Source organism: Rhodococcus jostii NBRC 16295, assembly GCF_001894825.1.
Lineage (GTDB): Bacteria > Actinomycetota > Actinomycetes > Mycobacteriales > Mycobacteriaceae > Rhodococcus_F > Rhodococcus_F jostii.
On the sequence record NZ_BCWY01000093.1, the window covers coordinates 16,705 to 32,590 of the forward strand.

Consider the following 15,886-nt stretch of genomic DNA (forward strand, 5'->3'; position numbering starts at 1 on the left):
GCACCTCACTCGTGGCCGGCCTTGTTTGCCTCCACCACCAGCGTGACGCAATGAGCGACGAATTGCTCGCGTGACGCGGCAACAGTTCCGTCGAGATATCCGATGAACAGCGTCGTGAGTGCGCCCACCACACCGATCGCGACGAGTTGCTTCTCCACCTCGTCGTCGACGGCCGAGAGCTGGTCGTGCACCAGTCCGACGAAGCCGGGCATCAGGTCGATGCCCCGCCTGCTCAGCGCGGGTTCGGACAGCGGTGCGAGCAGCAGCACGCGGCCCATGGCGGGATCGTCGACCATCAGTTTCACGAATGCGTCGACGGCGGCCCCGGCGCGTTCCCGGGCGGTCTCCGTGGACGCGACGGCCTGCACGAGCGCGGCCTGCGCCTCGTCGCCCACTGCCGCGTACACCGAGCGCACGAATTCGTCCCGATCCCGGAACGATTCGTAGAAGTACCGTTCGGTGAGCGATGCGGCACGGCAGACCGCGCGGACGTTCACCGCCGGCCCGTCCGGCGCACCGAGCAGCGCGACGCCCGCACGCAGCAGCGAATTCCGCCGTGTTTCCCGCCGGTCCTCCAGCGTCACTCTCTTCGCGCCTCCATCCTTGACTACGCGTGTTGTCAGATCCTAGTCTGACAACGTGCGTAGTCACTTGAACGCGGACGGCACGCCCGTCCCGGCCTCCGACCCCGTCCCCCTCGGCCCCGACTCGTTGACCTGGAAGTACTTCGGCGACTGGCGCGGAATGCTTCAAGGCGTCTGGGCCGGGTCGATGCAGAACATGCATCCCGGACTCGGCGCGGGCGTCGAGGAACACTCCCGGTTCTTCGACGAGCGGTGGGAACGGCTCTACCGGTCGCTGTACCCGATCGGCGGTGTCGTCTTCGACGGCGACCGCGCCCAGCAGACCGCCGAGCAGGTGCGTGGGTACCACGACGACATCAAGGGGATCGACAAACACGGCCGCCGGTATCACGCCCTCGATCCCGACACGTTCTACTGGGCGCACGCCACGTTCTTCATGGGTACCGTCCTCACGGGCGACAACTTCATGGGTGGCCTCACCGAAGACCAGAAGCGCCGGCTGTTCACCGAGCACATCCAGTGGTACCGCCTCTACGGAATGAGCATGCGGCCCGTCCCGGAAACCTGGGAGGCGTTCCAGGAGTACTGGGAACACATGTGCCGCAACGTCCTCGAGGACAACAAGGCCACCCGGGACGTCCTCGACCTGTCCGGACTCGGCGTGCCCCCGTTCCTGACCTGGCTACCCGGCCCGATCTGGGCGGTCCTCCGCATCCCGGTGGCGAAGGGTTTCGTGTGGCTGACGGTCGGCATGTACGACCAACCGGTCCGCGACCTCCTCGGCTTTCGTTGGACCAGGCGCGACGAGCGCCTGCACACCCTCGCCGGTCGCGCCGTCGACGCCGTCTTCCGCCTCGTCCCGTGGCGGTACCGCTATCACCCCCGCGCCCGCGCCGGCTGGGACCGTGAGACCGGACGCGCCCCGGCGCAGGCGCCGCTCGTCCACACGCCGCGACGCAATCTTCCGCCGGTCGAACGGCGCGACGACCCCCAGCACTACAGTCCGAAGGTCTGACTTCCCAGGGAGCTCACAGCCAACGCCCACACTGCTCACGGGTTCCGGGACGATCCTCGATCCCATGGAATTCATCGCTGTTTCAGCTCTCCTCGTCATGGCGGTCTCCGGGGTCGTCGCCGCGCACGCGCCGAAATCGCTCGTCCACACTCGCTGACCGCACACGCGTGGAATGCTCGGGAGCATGGAGTGGGACCTTCCGAAGCTCTTCAATCGCCCCGCGCAGGTGACCGACGCCCCGGTCGGCAACGAGCGTGCCGCCCGGCGCATCAGCGCCTACATCTACGGCAACATCCTCGTCCTCGCCGCGCTGATCCCCGTCACCAAATCGCAGGAAACGGTCGGCATCGCGATCGTCGTCGGAGCGGCACTGTCGACGTTCCTCGCGCACGTGTTCGCCGAGTCCGTCGGCCAGACGCTGCGGCTCGACCGCACCCTCACCCGGGGCGAACGCGCCGGGGAACTCCGGGACGGCCTCCCCATCCTCACGTCGGCCGTCTTCCCCAGCGTCATCCTGTGCACCGCGCTGATCGGCTGGCTGGAGCCCAGGACCGCGCAGTTGATCGCCGAATTGGTGATGATCGCCCGGATCGCGTCGATCAGTTACGTGATCAGCCGTCTCCGCCGCGAAAAGGTCACGTCCGGCACCCACTGGGCGGCGTTCGGCCTCGGCGTGGTCGCGGCGATCATCGTGGTCATCAAGGTATTTCTGACACACTGACCGGTGGTTCGAGCAGTTCGATCCGCGATTCCGGAGCCGCCGCCCGCAACGCGTCGGCGGACAGGTCGTCCGGTTGCGCCTGCGACTGCACCTCCGCCTCCACCCGCGCCTGGTAGGTCTTCACCTCACGGTCGACGTCGTCGGCGTCCCAGCCGAGGACCGGAGCCACCAGCTGCGCCACCTGCTCGGCGCAGTTCACACCCCGATGCGAGTATTCGATCGCGATGCGGGTGCGCCGGGCGAGGATGTCGTCGAGATGCAGCGCACCCTCCGCCGCCGCCGCGTACACGACCTCCACCTGCAGGTAGGCGGGTGCGTCCGTGATGGGCTGGAGAAGTTCCGGCTTGTCGGACGCCAGGTCGAGCACCTCGCCGATGAGGGAGCCGAAGCGGTCCAGCAGATGCTTGACGCGGTACGGGTGCAGCCCATACAGCTGGCCGAGGTGGACGGTCTGGTTGACCAGCGCGAAGTAGCCGTCCGCCCCCACGAGCGGCACCTTCTCGGTGATGGACGGCGCCATCCGCGCCGGGATGTCCTCGGCCGCGAGATCCACGGCGTCCTCGGCCATCACACGGTAGGTGGTGTACTTGCCGCCGGCGATGGCGACGAGACCCGGTGCGACACGCGCGACGGCGTGTTCGCGCGACAGCTTGGACGTCTCGTCGCTCTCCCCCGCGAGCAGCGGACGCAGGCCCGCGTAGACGCCGTCGATGTCGTCGTGGGTCAGCGACGTCACCAGCACCTTGTTGACGTGACCGAGGATGTAGTCGATGTCGGCCTTGGTGGCCGCCGGGTGCGCGAGGTCGAGGTTCCAGTCCGTGTCGGTGGTGCCGATGATCCAGTGACTGCCCCACGGGATCACGAACAGCACCGACTTCTCGGTGCGGAGGATGATCGCGGCGTCGCTGACGATCCGGTCGCGCGGCACCACGATGTGGACGCCCTTGGACGCGCGGACGCGGAATCGGCCGCGTTGCCGCGACAGCGCCTGGATCTCGTCGGTCCACACGCCCGTCGCGTTGATGACGACGTGCGCCTTCACGTCCGCGGTGCGGCCGTCCTCACAGTCCCGCACGCGCACCCCGGACACCCGGTCCGCTTCCCGGAGGAAACCGACCACCTGCGTCGACGTCCGCACGACGGCCCCGTAGTGGGCGGCGGTGCGGGCGACGGTCATGGTGTGCCGAGCGTCGTCGACCACGGTGTCGTAGTACTGGATGCCGCCGGTCAGCGAGTTGCGCTTGAGCCCCGGCGCCATCCGCAGCGCACCCGCGCGGGTCAGATGCTTCTGCGGCGGAACCGATTTGGCGCCGCCCATCCGGTCGTAGAGGAAGATGCCGGCGGCCATGTAAGGGCGCTCCCACAGCCGGTGCGTGATCGGGAACAGGAACTTGAGCGGCTTCACCAGGTGCGGCGCGAGGGTGGTCAGCGACAGTTCCCGTTCGCGCAGCGCCTCCCGGACCAAACCGAACTCGAGCTGTTCGAGATAGCGCAGGCCGCCGTGGAACATCTTCGACGAGCGACTCGACGTTCCCGACGCGTAATCGCGCGCCTCCACCAACGCCACCTTCAGCCCGCGGGTGGCCGCGTCGAGCGCCGCACCGGCCCCGACCACACCGCCGCCGATCACGACCACGTCGAACTGTTCGGTCTGCAGTTCGTCCCATGCGGCATCGCGCTGCCGGGGACCGAGGAACTGCACACCTGGCTGACTACTCAACTCGGGCTCCTGTGAGATGACGACGGATTCATGCCCAGGCTAGTAGCTTCATGCGTGTGATTCAGTACATCGCCGCGATAGACCAGGGCACCACCTCCAGCCGCTGCATGATCTTCGATCACGACGGAGCCGTGGTCAGCGTCGCCCAGAAGGAACACGACCAGTTCTTTCCGCGCGCGGGCTGGGTGGAACACGACCCGAAGCAGCTGTGGATCAACACCCGCGAGGTCGTGGCGTCTGCGCTCGCGAAGGCCGATCTCACCAAGCGCGACATCGCGGCGATCGGCATCACCAATCAGCGCGAGACGGCGGTCGTGTGGGACCGGAACACCGGAGAACCCGTGTACAACGCGATCGTCTGGCAGGACACGCGCACCGACGAATTGTGCACGCAACTCGGCGGCGACGAGGGTCCGGGCCGTTACCAGAAGCGCACCGGTCTGCCACTGTCCACGTATTTCTCGGGACCGAAGGTCCGCTGGATCCTCGACAACGTCGACGGGGCACGCGAGAAGGCGGACGCGGGGGAACTCTGCTTCGGCACGATCGACAGCTGGATTCTGTGGCACATCACCGAGGGCACCCACGTGACGGATGTCACCAACGCCTCGCGCACCCTGCTGATGAATCTCGAGACGCTCGACTGGGATCCGGAGATCTGCGCCGATTTCGGCATCCCGATGTCGATGCTGCCGGAGATCCGCAGCTCCTCCGAGATCTACGGCGTCGGACGCGAGCGCGGAACACTGCCGGGGGTGCCCGTGGCGGGAATCCTCGGCGACCAGCAGGCCGCGACGTTCGGGCAGGCCTGCCTGTCGGAAGGCGAAGCGAAGAACACGTACGGGACGGGGAACTTCCTGCTGCTCAACACGGGGACCACTCCCGTGCACAGCAAGCACGGACTCCTCACCACCGTCTGCTACAAGATCGGTGACGCGCCCGCCGTCTACGCGCTGGAGGGGTCCGTGGCCGTCACCGGCTCGCTGGTGCAGTGGCTGCGCGACAATCTGGGAATCATCCAGTCGGCCAAGGACATCGAGGATCTGGCGAAGTCGGTCGAGGACAACGGCGGCGCCTACTTCGTGCCCGCGTTCTCCGGGTTGTTCGCACCTCGCTGGCGGCCCGACGCACGCGGGGCCATCGTCGGGCTCACCCGGTTCGTGAACAAGGGCCACCTCGCCCGGGCGGCGCTCGAGGCCACCGCGTACCAGACCCGCGAGGTAATCGAGGCGATGCGCGCCGACTCCGGTGTCGCACTCGCGTCCCTCAAGGTGGACGGCGGCATGGTCGTCAACGAGACCCTCATGCAATTCCAGTCCGACATCCTCGGGGTGCCCGTCATCCGCCCCGTCGTCAACGAGACGACAGCGCTGGGCGCGGCCTATGCCGCCGGTCTGGCCGTCGGCTTCTGGGAGAGCGAGGACGACATCCGCGCGAACTGGGCCGTCGACAAGACCTGGGAGCCGGCGATGGACGACGCCGAGTCCACCCGGCTCTACGCCGAGTGGAACAAGGCCGTCGAACGGACCTACGACTGGGCGTGATCGGCGTAGGCGGCGCCGAGTCTCGTCGCCGCATCCGTCAACGTGTCCTCCGAGCAGGTCGCAAAGCACAGCCGCACAGCGCTGCGGTGCCCCGCCGCGACGCCGAACGCGGATCCGGGGACGAAGGCCACACCGTGGTCCACGGCGGTCTGCAGCAGCGCCGCGGTGTCGAGGCCCGGGTCGGCGAACTCGGTCCAGCAGAACATCCCGCCGACCGCGGAGGACACGTCGACCCGGTCGCCGAACGCCCCGGAGACCCCGTCCGCGAGCGCGCGGGCACGGGACCCGTAGCGGGCGCGCAGCATCTCGAGATGCAGGTCCAGCCACGGTTCGTCGGACAGCAGCCCGGCGGCGATCTGGTGCGTCAGTGACGAACCGCAGAGGTCGGCGCCCTGCTTGAGCAGTTCGACGGCCTCGCACACCCGCCGGTCGCCGTGCAGCCACCCGACCCGGAGGGCGGGCGCCAGGATCTTCGAGGCGCTGGACAGCCGGATCACCCGGTCCGACAGCGCCGCCACGGGCGCCGGCGGCGGACCGTCGAAGAAGAGCTCACCGTACGGGTCATCCTCGATCACCCAGAAGCCGTACCGGTCGGCCAGTGCGGCGAGGTGTTCCCGGCGGCCACGTGCCAGGACGACGCCGCGCGGATTGTGGAAGTTGCTCACGGTGTGGACCACGGCGGGTCGCAGCCCGTCCGCGAGCAGACCCTCCAGTACCGCGGTGTCCATGCCGTCGGCGTCGAGCGGGACGGATCGGACGTCGGCCTCCGCCGCCCGGAACACCTGCAGTGCGCCGGTGTAGGCGGGTTCCTCGACGATCACGACGTCGCCGGGGTCGAGGAGCACCTGCGCCAGGAGGCTCAGGGCCTGCTGCGAACCGTGGGTGACGACGACGTCGGCGGCACCCAGCGGTCTGCCGATCCTGGCGCCCTCCCGCGCGGCGAGCACGTCGCGGAGCCGGCGCAGCCCCGTGGTCTCGCCGTACTGGACGGACGCCGGGTCCGCGAGCGCGAGTTCGGCTTCCTTCCGGATGCGTTCCCGCGGAATGAATTCGGGGTCGGGCAGCCCGCCGGCGAGGCTGACGACGTCGGGCCGGGCGGTGAGGGTGAGGAGGTCACGGATGGCGGAGCTGTGCAGCCCCTCCATACGGCGGGCAAGCAAGTGCGGCATGTACGACTCCCAGGAGGCACGTCGAAGCAGAGGTCAGGTGAGGAACACCCTGTCCGTCCTGGGTCTACGGGGCGGGAGAGCGCCGAGGCACGGTCGATGATTTCGAACCGTGCCTCGACTATCCCACCACAGGCATCACTATGTGAAATACGAATCCCATACTTCGGGATCAGTCCAGGTCGTCGTGCCGCATCAGCTGACGTGCCGCCTCGGTGATCGATCCGGTCAGCGACGGGTACACCGAGAACGTCGCGGCGAGATCGTTGACGGTGAGGTTGTTCTGCACGGCGATCGCGATGGGCAGAATCAGTTCCGAACCGTTGGGGGCGACCACCACACCGCCGATCACCACACCGGTGGCCGGGCGGCAGAAGATCTTCACGAAACCGCGGCGCAGTCCCGACATCTTCGCGCGCGGATTGGTGTTGAGCGGGAGCATGACGGTGCGGGCCGGCACCTCGCCGTCGTCGATCGCGGCCTGGCTGACGCCCACCGTGGCGATCTCCGGGCGGGTGAACACCGCCGACGCCACGGTCTTCAACTTGATGGGGCTGACGCCCTCACCGAGCGCGTGGTACATCGCGATGCGGCCCTGCATGGCGGCGACGGACGCCAGCGGAAGCAGACCCGTGCAGTCGCCCGCGGCGTAGATCCCGGACACCGGCGTCCGCGACACGCGGTCGACGCGCAGGTACCCGCCCTTGTCGAGCTCGATGCCCACCTTCTCCAGTCCGAGGCCCTGCGTGTTGGGTACCGAACCGACGGTCATCAAGGCGTGGCTGCCCTCGACCGTCCGGCCGTCGGCGAGCACGACGACGATGCCGTCCTCGGTGCGCTTCACCGCGTCGGCCCTCGCGTGCTTGACCAGGGTGACGCCACGCTCCGCGAGGACGTCCTCGAGCACGAGGGCGGCGTCCGCATCCTCGCCGGGCAGGACGCGGTCGCGACTGGACACGAGCGTGACCTTGACACCCATCTCGGTGTAGGCCGACACGAACTCCGCACCCGTCACACCCGAACCGATAACGACGAGGTGCGAGGGCAGCTCGTCGAGGTCGTACAGGTCGCGCCAGGTCAGGATGCGCTCGCCGTCCGGCTCCGCACCGGGGATGACGCGGGGGCTCGCACCCGTCGCGATGAGAACGACGTCGGCGTCGAGTGTCTTCTTCTCGCCGTTCTCGAGGGTGGCGCACACCTGGTGGGACGCCATGCCCAGGCGCGGGTCGGCGATCTCGGCGGTACCCGACAGCAGTTCGACACCGACCGTCTGCAGGCGGGTGCGGATGTCGGAGGACTGCGCCTGCGCGAGGCTCTTCACGCGCGCGTGAATCTGCGGCAGGGCGACCGTGGCCTGCTCGGGATCGAGCGCAATGCCCAGGTCGGTGGCGCGCCGCATGTCGGTGCGCACGCCGGTGGAGGCGATGAACGTCTTGGACGGCACGCAGTCGAACAGAACGCAGGCGCCGCCCACCCCGTCCGAATCGATCAAGGAGACGGAGGCGCCGTGCTGTGCGGCCACCAGCGCTGCCTCGTATCCGGCAGGCCCGCCACCAATGATCACGATTCGGGTCATCTGTCCTCCAATTCAACTGTCGACCGGGGTCTCCGGCCGGCTTCTCGAGCGTTCGCAGGGCGTCGTGTCGTGCACTGCATGCAACAGATTACTAGCCACCGTTTAGGCTTGCCGCCGTGTCGATCTATGCCGCCTACGGGTCCAACATGCATCCGGAGCAGATGTTGCAGCGCTGCCCCCACTCGCCGATGGCGGGGACGGGCTGGCTGCACGGCTGGCGCCTGACCTTCAGTGGCGGGGACATCGGCTGGGAGGGCGCACTCGCCACCGTGGTCGAGGACCCCGATTCCAAGGTGTTCGTCGTGCTCTACGACGTCCCCGAGGAGGACGAGGTCAGCCTCGACCGCTGGGAGGGCTCCGAGCTCGGCATCCACCGCAAGATCCGCGTCCGCGTCGACACCGACGGCGAACCCGCGCTCGCCTGGCTGTACGTGCTCGACGCCTACGAGGGCGGCCTGCCGTCGGCGCGCTACCTCGGAGTGATGGCCGAGGCCGCGGAGATCGCCGGGGCACCGTCCGACTACGTGCGCGACCTGCGCACCCGTAACAGCCGCAACGTCGGGCCCGGCACCGAATAGGGCCGACGCGGGGCCTCAGCCCAGCACGAGGCTCGACAGCACCCGCACACCCACACCCAGGGCCCGCTCGTCCAGGTCGAACGTGGGCTGGTGGATGTCGAGTTGCTCGCCGACCCCCGACCAGACGCCCAGCCGGGCCATCGCGCCGGGCACCTCTTCGAGATACCAGGAGAAGTCCTCGCCGCCGCCGGACTGCGGCGTGTCCGCGAGGGCGTCCGGCCCGACCGTGCGGATCGCGTCCTCGAACATGCGGGTCGACACCTCGTCGTTGACCACCGGGGGGACGCCGCGGCGGTAGTTGAGCTGGTAGCGCACCCCGGTGGGCGCGAGCAGCCCGTGGACGATCTCCCGCACCAGCGGCTCGAGCATCTCCCACGTCTCGTGATCGCCGGTCCGCACCGTGCCGGTCATCATGCCGGTCTGCGGAATGGCGTTGGGGGCACGGCCGGCGCTGACGGCACCCCACACCATCACGGTGCCGGTGCGCGGGTCGATGCGGCGGCTGAGCATGCCCGGCAACCCGGTCACGACTGTTCCCAGCGCGAACACGAGGTCGGTGGTCAGATGCGGCCGCGATGTGTGGCCGCCCGGTGAGTCGAGGACGACCTCGATCGTGTCGGCCGCGGACGTGATCGCACCGAGCCGGACACCGACCCGCCCGGCCGCGAGCCGCGGATCGCAGTGCAGGGCGAAGATCCGCGAGACACCCGCGAGCCGCCCCGCCGCGACGACCTCCAGCGCGCCGCCGGGCATGACTTCCTCGGCGGGCTGGAAGATCAGCCGGACACCCACCGGCAGGTCGGGGATCTCACTGAGGGCCAGCCCCGTTCCGAGCAGGATGGTGGTGTGCGCGTCGTGCCCGCACGCGTGCGACACGCCGGGCACGGTCGACGAGTACGTGGCGCCGGTCAGTTCCTGGAGCGGGAGGGCGTCCATGTCGGCGCGCAACGCGATGCGGGGCCCCTCCGAGGGTCCGAGATCACACGTGAGCCCCGTTCCGCCGGGAAGCAGTTCCGGTGACAGACCGGCCGCCGCCAGCCGCGTCGCCACGAATTCCGTCGTCGCGTATTCGTGCCGCGCCAGTTCGGGATTGGCGTGGATGTGTCGACGCCACTGGGTGAGTTCGTCGGTGTGAGCGAGAATCCATTTGTCGACTGCCGCGTTCACCGGCGATCAACTCCTTCCAACAGCCGCACCCGCTGTGTGTCGTCCGTTGCAGCGCGAACTGCCGTGCGAGCCAGTGCAATCGCTCCGTCGACCACGGCGCGGTCGGCGGACTCCGTGATGCACGCCGCCGCGAACCGGGGCTGGTGCGTCACCGCCCCGTCCGAGTCGAGGCCGATGACGGGGTGAATTCCGGGCAGGACATTGGTGACGTTGCCCATGTCGGTACTGCCCAGCGGACGGGCGCCCTCCCACTCGAGCGGCAGCGGCGTCCGTCCCATGTCGATGATCTGCTCCCGGTACGTCGCAACCAGCCAGGGGTCCGGCGTGAGTTCCGTATACGTGGGCGAGACCGTGCGGATCTCGTGTGTGCAGCCGGTGGCGAGCGCCCCGGCTTCGAAGCACGCCTCCGCGCGTGCCGTCAGCTCGGACAGTGCCCACCCCGTCTCGGCGCGCAGGTAGTAGAGCATCTCGGCGCGCGCAGGAACGATGTTGGGTGCGGTGCCGCCGTCGGAGACGATCCCGTGGATCTGCTGACCCGGTGAGAGGTGTTGGCGCAACAGGCCGATGCCGACCTGCGCGACGGTCGCGGCGTCGGCGGCGTTGCGACCGAACTCGGGTGCGGCGGACGCGTGCGCTTCGCGGCCGTTGAACGTGACCGCGATGTCGGCCAGCGCGAGCGACGTCGCCCCCGTGATATCGATCGGACCCGGATGCACCATCAGGGCGGCCGCGACACCGTCGAAGACACCCCGCTCCAGCATGACGATCTTTCCGCCGCCGCTCTCCTCGGCCGGCGTCCCGATGACCCGCACCGTGATCCCGAGCCGCTCGGCCACCGTGGCGAGCGCGACGCCGGCACCGACCGCGGACGCCGCGATGATGTTGTGCCCGCACGCGTGACCGATCTCCGGGAGCGCGTCGTACTCGGCGCAGATGCCGATGACGAGGTCGCCGCTGCCGAAGGACGCATCGAACGCCGTCGGCAGGTCCGCGACACCCGACTGCACGTCGAACCCGCTGCGTTTGAGCAGTTCGGTGATCTTCGCGACGCTCCGGAACTCCTCGAACGCAAGTTCGGGTTCGCTGTGGATCGAATGGGACAGCGCGATCAGATCGGTCTCGATGGACCTGACCGCCGCCTCGACATCCGCATTCACGTGCTCATTCTCTCACCCGAAGCTGAAGTTGCTCTTGTCCGTCACCGTGGCGAGCGCGGCGAGGGCGTCGTGATGGATGCCGCGCTTGATCCCGGCCAGGTTGGCGCCGCGGGTGGCGGTGAGCGCGGCGGCCCGCGTCACGGCCGCCGCGAGGACGCCGTCACCCTCCGCGATCTCGTCGACGATGCCCGCGGCAAGCGCGTCGGAACCGCCGTAGCGGCGGCCCGTCGTCATCGCCTCGACCGCGGTCTGCTTGGGCAGACGCGTGTTGAGGAGCGCCGACATGCCCACCGTGAAGGGCATGTTCAGCGACACCTCGGGCAGGCAGTAGAACCCACGGTCGGCGCGCATGACCCGGAAGTCGTGCGCGGTCGCGAGCATCGCTCCGGCACCGAAACCGTGCCCCTGCACCGCGGCGACGGTGGCCATCGGGAACGCAAGGAGGCGGCTGTAGATCGTGTGCACGCGGTCGAGGTATTCCGGCAGCTTGTCCGTGTTCGCGAAGATCCAGGTGGTGTCGAGGCCGTTCGTGAAGTACTTGCCCGTCGCGGTCGTCACCAGCGCCGCGGAACCCTCGTGGGCTTCCACCTCGTCCAGCGCGGCGTGGGTCGCGTCGATCCACTCCGGATGGAAGCGGTTCTCGTTGTCCGTCTCGCCCTCGTTGCCGAGGCACAGGATGAATACGTCGCCGTCGCGATCGAGATAGGGCATGAGTGGAAGACTATCGCCTCATGGGAACGCCAGACGCCGCGGCCGCCGCGCTCGCCGCGCACACGAACTGCGCCGAACACTCGATCGCCGTCGTCCTCGGATCGGGGTGGAATGCCGCCGCCGACCGGTTCGGCGAATCACTCTGCACGGTGCCGATGGCCGATCTACCGGGGTTCACGCCCCCGTCGGCCGCCGGACACGCCGGAACGATCCGCTCCGTCGAGGTGGGAGGCAAGCGAGTCCTCGTCCTGCTCGGGCGCACCCACGCCTACGAGGGCCACCCCCTCTCGTCCGTCGTCCACCCGGTGCGCGCCGCAATCGCCGCCGGAGCGACGACCGTCATCCTGACGAACGCCGCCGGCGGAATTCGCGAGGACTTCACCGTCGGACAACCGGTCCTCATCAGCGATCACCTCAACCTCACGGCCCGGTCACCGCTCGTGGGCGCGGAATTCGTGGACCTCGTCGACGCCTACGACCCCGAACTGCGTGCCCTCGCCCGCGACATCGACGGATCGCTGAGCGAGGGTGTCTACGCCGGCCTGCCCGGGCCGCACTACGAGACCCCGGCCGAGATCCGCATGCTGCGCACGATCGGCGCGGATCTCGTCGGCATGTCCACCGTCCACGAGACGATCGCCGCGCGCGCACTGAACGCCCGCGTCCTCGGGATCTCGATGGTGACGAACCTCGCCGCCGGCATTACCGGCGAACACCTGAACCACGAGGAGGTCCTCGCCGCGGGCCGGGCGTCGGCCGACCGGATGGGCGGGCTCCTGCGAGAACTGGTGGAGCGCTTGTGAACGATCCGATCGCGGACTGGGTCGACGCCGATCCCGACCCCGGGACCCGGACGGAACTGGCGGCCCTCTCCCCCGACGAGCTCGCCGACCGCTTCGCCACGCCGCTGACCTTCGGCACCGCCGGCCTGCGCGGACCGGTGCGGGCAGGCCCGAACGGCATGAACCTCGCCGTCGTGATCCGCACGACAGCCGGGCTGAGCACGTGGCTGAAGGACCGCTGCCTGGGCGGATCCACCGTCGTGGTCGGGCGTGACGCACGGCACGGATCCGAGGCGTTCGCACGCGCCGCCGCGGAAGTGCTGGCGGGCGCGGGATTCTCGGTCGTCCTGCTCCCCCGCCCGCTGCCCACCCCGGTCGTCGCGTTCGCGGTGCGCCACCTCCGCGCCGCGGCCGGGGTCCAGATCACCGCCTCCCACAACCCCGCCGCCGACAACGGGTACAAGGTGTACCTCGACGGCGGCGCCCAGTTGATCTCGCCGTCCGACCGGGAGATCGAGGCGTCGATCACCCGGGTCGGACCGGCGAATCGGGTGCCCCGCGTTCCGGTCACACCGGCGTCCGGCGAACTCGTCGACCTCTACCTCGCCCGGGTCGCGTCCCTCCCGACCGGACGGTCGCGCACCCTGCGCATCGCGCTCACCGCGATGCACGGCGTCGGCGGCGAGACCGCGGTCGCCGCACTGACATCTGCCGGGTTCACCGACGTCCACACCGTCGCGGCGCAATTCGACCCCGACCCCGACTTCCCGACCGTCGAGTTCCCGAACCCCGAGGAGCCGGGCGCGTCGGACGCCGTCCTGGCGCTCGCCGCGGAGGTCGACGCCGACGTCGCGCTGGCCCTCGACCCCGACGCCGACCGGTGCGCGGTGGGCGTGCGCGGGCCGGACGGCTGGCGGATGCTCCGCGGAGACGAGACGGGAGTCCTGCTCGGCGACCACGTCCTCGCCTCCGCCGCGGCGGATTCGCTCGTCGCGACGACCATCGTCTCGTCGGCCCTGCTCGGGAGACTGGCTTCCGCCCGCGGCGCCCGCTTCGCCCGCACGCTCACCGGTTTCAAGTGGCTCGTCCGGGCAGGCGAGGGTCTCGTCTACGCGTACGAGGAGGCGATCGGACACTGCGTCGACCCGGAGTCGGTGCGCGACAAGGACGGTATCTCCGCCGCGGTGGTGGCCGCCGACCTCGCCGCAACTCTGCGGGCGGACGGATCGACGCTCCTGGACCGGCTCGACGACTACGCACTCGAATTCGGATTGCACGCCGGAGATCAGGTGTCGCGGCGCGTCACCGACCTCGCGGACATCACCGCGATGATGCGGCGCCTGCGATCCGGGCTGCCTGCCGAGCTGGCCGGCGAACCCGTCGAGGCCACCGACCTGGCGGAACTGCGCGGACAGTCCCGCACCGACGCCGTCGTCCTCGCCGGGCCGACCGTCCGGATCGTCGTGCGTCCCTCGGGAACCGAACCCAAACTGAAGTGCTACCTGGAGGTGGTCGTCCCGGTGCCGGAGCGCTCGGCGCTGCCCGCGGCCCGCGCGGCGGCGGCGACCCGGTTGAACCTGTTGCGCGAGTTCGCCGAAGCCCTGTAGCCGAGGACGGTCAGCGCGGTCCGAACTGACGGTCCCCTGCGTCGCCGAGACCCGGCACGATGAACGCGTCCCCGTTGAGTCCCTCGTCGATCGCCGCGGTGACGAGTCGCACGGGATGACCCGACGCCGAGAGTGCCGCGACACCTTCGGGCGCCGCGACCACGCACACCGCCGTGACGTCGGTGGCGCCGCGGGCCACGAGCAACTCGATTGTGTGCACCATCGAACCACCGGTCGCGAGCATCGGGTCGAGGACGTACACCGGGATCCCGGACAGGTCCGCGGGCAGCGATTCCAGGTACGGCACCGGCAGATGCGTCTCCTCGTCGCGGGCCATGCCGACGAAACCGACCCGCGCCTGCGGAATCAGGCTGCTGGCCTGCTCGACCATGCCCAGTCCCGCGCGCAGGACGGGGACGAGCAGCGGCGGATGGGCGAGCCGCACCCCGTCGGCGGTCGCGACGGGCGTGACCACGTCGAACGTCTCGACCGGAGCCTCACGCATCGCCTCGTACACCAACATGTGCGTCAGCCGTCGCAAGGCGGCGCGAAATGTGGCATTGTCGCTGCGCGCATCGCGCATCGTTGTCAGGAGGACCGCTGCGAGCGGGTGGTCGACGACGTGCGTGTTCATGCTCGAAGAATAAGGGGCGGCGGGCGAGATTTCGCAAGAGAGTCATTCTCGGCGAAACCGGGGTTGGAACCGAATCGGTCTCACCGGCGTCCGGCATCCAATAAGGTGACCGGTTTGACGTCCTCTCGGCCGTGAACGACCGAGATTCCCCACGAGACTCGCGTCCCGAGGTTCCTGTTTCACCGACAGTTGCCTTCCCCACACTTTAGGTGCGGGGCGGTCTCACACCATCTCCGCAGGCTGCCACCGTCAGTCCGACGGCCAAAATGTTCTTCGCCGCGTTCACATCCCGATCATGGACGGCGCCGCATCGGCACGTCCACTCCCGCACGCTCAGCGGCATCGTCGACGCGATCGCCCCACACACCGAGCAGGTCTTCGACGACGGATAGAACCGGTCGATCGCCACCACCCGCCGCCCGTACCAGTCGGCCTTGTACTCGAGCATCGACCGGAACTCGGACCAACTCGCATCCGAGATCGCCCGAGACAACGACCGATTCTTGACCATGTTCCGCACACTCAGATCCTCGATGGCGATCACTTGGTTTTCGCGCACCAGCCGAGTGGAGAGTTTGTGCAGATAATCGCGACGCCGATCGGCGATCCGGCCATGAATCTTCGCGACCTTCAGTCGGGCCTTGGCCCGGTTACGGGATCCCTTCTGCTTCTTGGCCAGCGCCCGCTGCGCCTTCGCCAGCCGCTCACGGTCCTTTCGTTCATGTCTCGGGTTGGTGATCTTCTCCCCCGTCGAGAGCGTGTACAGGCTCGTGATCCCAGCGTCGAGCCCGACCACCCGATCGATCGACGGGGGCTCGGTGATCGTGTCCTCGACGAGAATCGAGATGTGGAACTGACCACGAGCATTCCGCGACACCGTCACCTGCGACGGTGTCGCCCCCTCCGGTAGCGGCCTCGACCACC

General features: G+C 69.0%; 15 protein-coding genes. 6 read left to right on the forward strand and 9 right to left on the reverse strand.

The window, feature by feature from the left end; all coding sequences use genetic code 11:
* Positions 1 to 5: 5 nt before the first annotated feature.
* The gene (locus RJ1_RS37005) at positions 6 to 584 is read right to left on the reverse strand and encodes a TetR/AcrR family transcriptional regulator (protein ID WP_073368087.1); all 579 of its coding nucleotides are present in this window, start codon (positions 582 to 584) and stop codon (positions 6 to 8) included.
* Positions 585 to 639: 55 nt separating this feature from the next.
* On the opposite strand from RJ1_RS37005, the gene RJ1_RS37010 reads away from it, so the two are divergent.
* Positions 640 to 1,599, forward strand: a complete 960-nt coding sequence (locus RJ1_RS37010; protein WP_073368088.1) for an oxygenase MpaB family protein — start codon at positions 640 to 642, stop codon at positions 1,597 to 1,599.
* Between the two features lie 184 nt (positions 1,600 to 1,783).
* Positions 1,784 to 2,320 carry a hypothetical protein gene (locus tag RJ1_RS37015; protein ID WP_073368089.1) on the forward strand — a complete coding sequence of 179 codons (537 nt, stop codon included), beginning with the start codon at positions 1,784 to 1,786 and terminating at the stop codon, positions 2,318 to 2,320.
* On the opposite strand, the gene glpD is transcribed toward RJ1_RS37015, so the two are convergent.
* The gene (gene glpD / locus RJ1_RS37020) at positions 2,298 to 4,040 is read right to left on the reverse strand and encodes a glycerol-3-phosphate dehydrogenase (RefSeq protein WP_073368090.1); all 1,743 of its coding nucleotides are present in this window, start codon (positions 4,038 to 4,040) and stop codon (positions 2,298 to 2,300) included. The two genes, RJ1_RS37015 and glpD, sit on opposite strands and share 23 nt — an antisense overlap.
* A 50-nt stretch (positions 4,041 to 4,090) precedes the next feature.
* On the opposite strand from glpD, the gene glpK reads away from it, so the two are divergent.
* Complete coding sequence (gene glpK / locus RJ1_RS37025) at positions 4,091 to 5,584, forward strand: glycerol kinase GlpK (RefSeq protein WP_073368092.1); 1,494 nt, start codon at positions 4,091 to 4,093, stop codon at positions 5,582 to 5,584.
* Here glpK and RJ1_RS37030 read toward each other — a convergent pair.
* A complete protein-coding gene (locus RJ1_RS37030; RefSeq protein ID WP_073368094.1) occupies positions 5,569 to 6,753 on the reverse strand; it encodes an aminotransferase-like domain-containing protein in 1,185 nt (394 codons plus the stop codon). The genes glpK and RJ1_RS37030 overlap by 16 nt on opposite strands.
* 169 nt (positions 6,754 to 6,922) lie before the next feature.
* The gene (locus tag RJ1_RS37035) at positions 6,923 to 8,326 is read right to left on the reverse strand and encodes an NAD(P)H-quinone dehydrogenase (protein ID WP_073368097.1); all 1,404 of its coding nucleotides are present in this window, start codon (positions 8,324 to 8,326) and stop codon (positions 6,923 to 6,925) included.
* Between the two features lie 116 nt (positions 8,327 to 8,442).
* On the opposite strand from RJ1_RS37035, the gene RJ1_RS37040 reads away from it, so the two are divergent.
* Positions 8,443 to 8,904, forward strand: coding sequence for a gamma-glutamylcyclotransferase family protein (locus RJ1_RS37040; RefSeq protein ID WP_073368099.1), 462 nt, complete (start codon positions 8,443 to 8,445; stop codon positions 8,902 to 8,904).
* A gap of 15 nt (positions 8,905 to 8,919) precedes the next feature.
* On the opposite strand, the gene RJ1_RS37045 is transcribed toward RJ1_RS37040, so the two are convergent.
* Genes RJ1_RS37045 through RJ1_RS37055 form a run of 3 tightly spaced genes read right to left on the reverse strand, consistent with a single transcriptional unit; the run spans position 8,920 to position 11,939 of the window.
* Complete coding sequence (locus tag RJ1_RS37045) at positions 8,920 to 10,071, reverse strand: M20 family metallopeptidase (protein WP_073368102.1); 1,152 nt, start codon at positions 10,069 to 10,071, stop codon at positions 8,920 to 8,922.
* Positions 10,068 to 11,228 (reverse strand): M20 family metallopeptidase, encoded by a 1,161-nt coding sequence (locus RJ1_RS37050; protein WP_073368105.1) that lies wholly within the window; start codon positions 11,226 to 11,228, stop codon positions 10,068 to 10,070. The genes RJ1_RS37045 and RJ1_RS37050 overlap by 4 nt, the downstream gene beginning before the upstream one ends.
* A gap of 12 nt (positions 11,229 to 11,240) precedes the next feature.
* On the reverse strand, positions 11,241 to 11,939 hold the full coding sequence (locus RJ1_RS37055) for an enoyl-CoA hydratase/isomerase family protein (protein ID WP_073368108.1): 699 nt from the start codon (positions 11,937 to 11,939) through the stop codon (positions 11,241 to 11,243).
* A 20-nt stretch (positions 11,940 to 11,959) separates the two neighbouring features.
* On the opposite strand from RJ1_RS37055, the gene RJ1_RS37060 reads away from it, so the two are divergent.
* Positions 11,960 to 12,742, forward strand: a complete 783-nt coding sequence (locus RJ1_RS37060) for a purine-nucleoside phosphorylase (protein WP_073368124.1) — start codon at positions 11,960 to 11,962, stop codon at positions 12,740 to 12,742.
* The gene (locus RJ1_RS37065; protein ID WP_073368111.1) at positions 12,739 to 14,328 is read left to right on the forward strand and encodes a phospho-sugar mutase; all 1,590 of its coding nucleotides are present in this window, start codon (positions 12,739 to 12,741) and stop codon (positions 14,326 to 14,328) included. The genes RJ1_RS37060 and RJ1_RS37065 overlap by 4 nt, the downstream gene beginning before the upstream one ends.
* Before the next feature lie 10 nt (positions 14,329 to 14,338).
* Here the strand turns inward: RJ1_RS37065 and upp are convergent, their stop codons facing one another.
* Together upp and RJ1_RS37075 are read right to left on the reverse strand one after the other, a co-directional pair.
* The gene (upp, locus tag RJ1_RS37070) at positions 14,339 to 14,962 is read right to left on the reverse strand and encodes a uracil phosphoribosyltransferase (RefSeq protein ID WP_073368114.1); all 624 of its coding nucleotides are present in this window, start codon (positions 14,960 to 14,962) and stop codon (positions 14,339 to 14,341) included.
* 205 nt (positions 14,963 to 15,167) lie between these two features.
* On the reverse strand, positions 15,168 to 15,886 hold a 719-nt coding region (locus RJ1_RS37075), incomplete at its 5' end, for an RNA-guided endonuclease TnpB family protein (protein ID WP_143169585.1).

Bases quoted from the DNA above. Each gene is read 5' to 3' on its own strand.
- RJ1_RS37015 (WP_073368089.1), top strand. From the start codon at position 1,784: ATGGAGTGGGACCTTCCGAAGCTCTTCAATCGCCCCGCGCAGGTGACC.
- glpK (WP_073368092.1), top strand. From the start codon at position 4,091: ATGCGTGTGATTCAGTACATCGCCGCGATAGACCAGGGCACCACCTCC.
- RJ1_RS37030 (WP_073368094.1), bottom strand. From the start codon at position 6,753: ATGCCGCACTTGCTTGCCCGCCGTATGGAGGGGCTGCACAGCTCCGCC.
- RJ1_RS37035 (WP_073368097.1), bottom strand. From the start codon at position 8,326: ATGACCCGAATCGTGATCATTGGTGGCGGGCCTGCCGGATACGAGGCA.
- RJ1_RS37055 (WP_073368108.1), bottom strand. From the start codon at position 11,939: ATGCCCTATCTCGATCGCGACGGCGACGTATTCATCCTGTGCCTCGGC.
- RJ1_RS37060 (WP_073368124.1), top strand. From the start codon at position 11,960: ATGGGAACGCCAGACGCCGCGGCCGCCGCGCTCGCCGCGCACACGAAC.
- upp (WP_073368114.1), bottom strand. From the start codon at position 14,962: ATGAACACGCACGTCGTCGACCACCCGCTCGCAGCGGTCCTCCTGACA.